The organism is Nitritalea halalkaliphila LW7 (genome assembly GCF_000265075.1).
In the GTDB taxonomy this organism is placed as follows: domain Bacteria; phylum Bacteroidota; class Bacteroidia; order Cytophagales; family Cyclobacteriaceae; genus Nitritalea; species Nitritalea halalkaliphila.
Genome location: NZ_AJYA01000110.1, coordinates 1 through 2,177, shown reverse-complemented (window position 1 = coordinate 2,177; position 2,177 = coordinate 1). Strand labels below are relative to the sequence as shown.

Annotated in this window: 2 protein-coding genes; both read left to right on the top strand. The window is 41.0% G+C overall.

Going from position 1 to position 2,177, the window contains the following annotated elements:
- Window positions 1–126: 126 nt before the first annotated feature.
- Window positions 127–978: a hypothetical protein gene (locus A3SI_RS16640; protein ID WP_009057818.1), complete on the top strand. Its 852-nt coding sequence runs from the start codon at window positions 127–129 to the stop codon at window positions 976–978.
- A gap of 23 nt (window positions 979–1,001) precedes the next feature.
- Window positions 1,002–1,364 carry a DUF1573 domain-containing protein gene (locus tag A3SI_RS17930; protein ID WP_009057816.1) on the top strand — a complete coding sequence of 121 codons (363 nt, stop codon included), beginning with the start codon at window positions 1,002–1,004 and terminating at the stop codon, window positions 1,362–1,364.
- Window positions 1,365–2,177 lie beyond the last annotated feature (813 nt).

Genomic DNA, 2,177 nt, shown 5'->3' with positions numbered 1-2,177 from the left:
TGGCACGTGCGGCGGGGTTACATGCACTATGCGGGCTATGATCGAGCGTTTTTGATAAGGCAAAAAATCAAGTGACGCAAGGTCCATTACAATACCTTTTACCAGGTACAAAAGTCGGATTATCTCATGTTACATTCATTTACAGGAAGTGCCAGAAATGCTGTTAATTGGGCCATAGCACAGGAACCTTACCAGTACTTTGGCTTGAATCCCAACTGGTTTACGTATGAAGTTTTGGGAGAAACGATTATCGACGATCGACCGGTGTATATACTGTCTTTTCATGCGTCGAGTAAAGCCTTTGATCGTTTTATCAACAAATGGGGGCGATCGCATAAGAAAAAATTACAGCAAGGGGTATTCTATATCGATCAGCAGGATTATGGGCTTCATCGAATGCATTTAAAGTGGGAAAATGCGAATCCTACTACTACCAGAATGAGTGTTGGAAGGCAGTATAAGCACACCATACTCGAGGAAAGTCTTAATGCCTATTATCGTCGTACGGAAGAAGGGCGGTATGTATTTACTTATGTGAACCAATCTAGGACTGCGATCGGCTATGGGTATAAGGGGGAGGGTTTTCATGAAGGGAAGCAGATGAGGGAGTTTGCTGAAATGTATGCATTAGCGTCTTCTCCAGGGAATTTATCTTATGATGAGTTAAGAGCGCGTTACTTGTATGGTCTGCGGGAGAGTGCTCCTTATTACAAGTTGAACTATTTAGCTGACTTATACAATGGTTGGATTTTCACTTCAGGTCGATCGACGTATGATCCTACATTTTGGGAGAAGTCGTCCTACCCACCTTTACCTGATGAGCAGCGGGTGCATGCAGATTTAGCCGAGCATCGGCCGTTAGAGGCGCAGTTTGCAGATTTCTCGAATATACAGCTCTACATCAATCCGTTGTTAAAACGTCGGCATAAGATTTCGGACGAGCCTTATTGGAATCAAATGGAGTTGTATGCGTATTAGAAAAAGTTTTAAATGAAATTAACATGATGAATTACTGGTTATTAGCATTTTTTTTCACCTGGGGTTTCTTATCAGAAATTCATTTTCCAGAAGGAAGGCTGCATGATTTTGGGCAAATACCACAAAACAAAGAAGTGGTACATGAATTTTCCATTGAAAACACTTCATCGAAGAAAATTCGAATCGTTGAAGTGAGTACAGCCTGTGGTTGTACGGCGGTTGATTTCCCTAAAGAACTAGCAGCTGGAGAAATGGGGAAAATCAAAATAAGATATGATGCAAAATTAATGGGTATCTTCAAAAAGCATGCTTTGGTCATTACAACCTGTGAGGAGCAAGTGCATAAGTTGATGATATCGGGAGAAGTTGTTGCAAACAAACGTTAATCAAGATCCTAATAATGTCTTTCTCTGCTGCCTAGATAGTCTCCACCTACACAATTGTTCTGCTATCAGTAGCGTGGGACAGTTCTTGCTTACTGGGAAGTTTTAGGTTGCGAGGTTGTAGATGATGAAATACGCCTCCCAATTTTAGTAACGTATGTTCGTAAAGATTTAACCCCGGGTAGCAACTCGGGGTTAATGTTTTAGGTTGGGCTGGTCTCTATTTGGGGTTAAAGATCCTTCATTTATTTTTTGATGGCTATGCTTCGAAACTTTTCTCCTTTGTTTTCAGTTACTTGAACCGGGCTTAGATATTTTCTTTGATGTGGGGCCTTGCAAAACGAGAAAAAAGCTGCACCTTTGCAATCCCAAACGGGGGAAGCGGTTGAAAGAAACGGCACATGGACAGGCAAGTAAAAGGCGGATAGAAGTGCTTATGGGTGGTTTTAGTGTGTAGAAATACACAATAAAAATAATCCTCAGCATCCTTTTATCAGCAGCCGAGAGCAGAAAATAATTTTTAATTTTTTGCTTGCCGAATGAAAAACTTTCTCTACCTTTGCAAACCCAAACGAAGGGAAACAAACAGAATGAGAGTACAGATGCTTCAGCTTAGGTGCTGGGAGCATTAACGAAGAGGAGACGCAAGGTTTTCTGATACGTTCTTTGAAGTGTTGTAAAACGAAACAAAAACATCCAAGACAATTTAGGTGAGATAATGTTTTTATCCACCGTCAATTTAGACAATCGGAGACACAGGAAAACGAGTGATGCATATAGGCATCACGCCAAACACTTTACAATGGAGAGTTBATC

Excerpts from the sequence above, each read along its gene's own strand:
- A3SI_RS16640 (WP_009057818.1), top strand. The coding sequence starts at position 127 with ATGTTACATTCATTTACAGGAAGTGCCAGAAATGCTGTTAATTGGGCC.
- A3SI_RS17930 (WP_009057816.1), top strand. The coding sequence starts at position 1,002 with ATGATGAATTACTGGTTATTAGCATTTTTTTTCACCTGGGGTTTCTTA.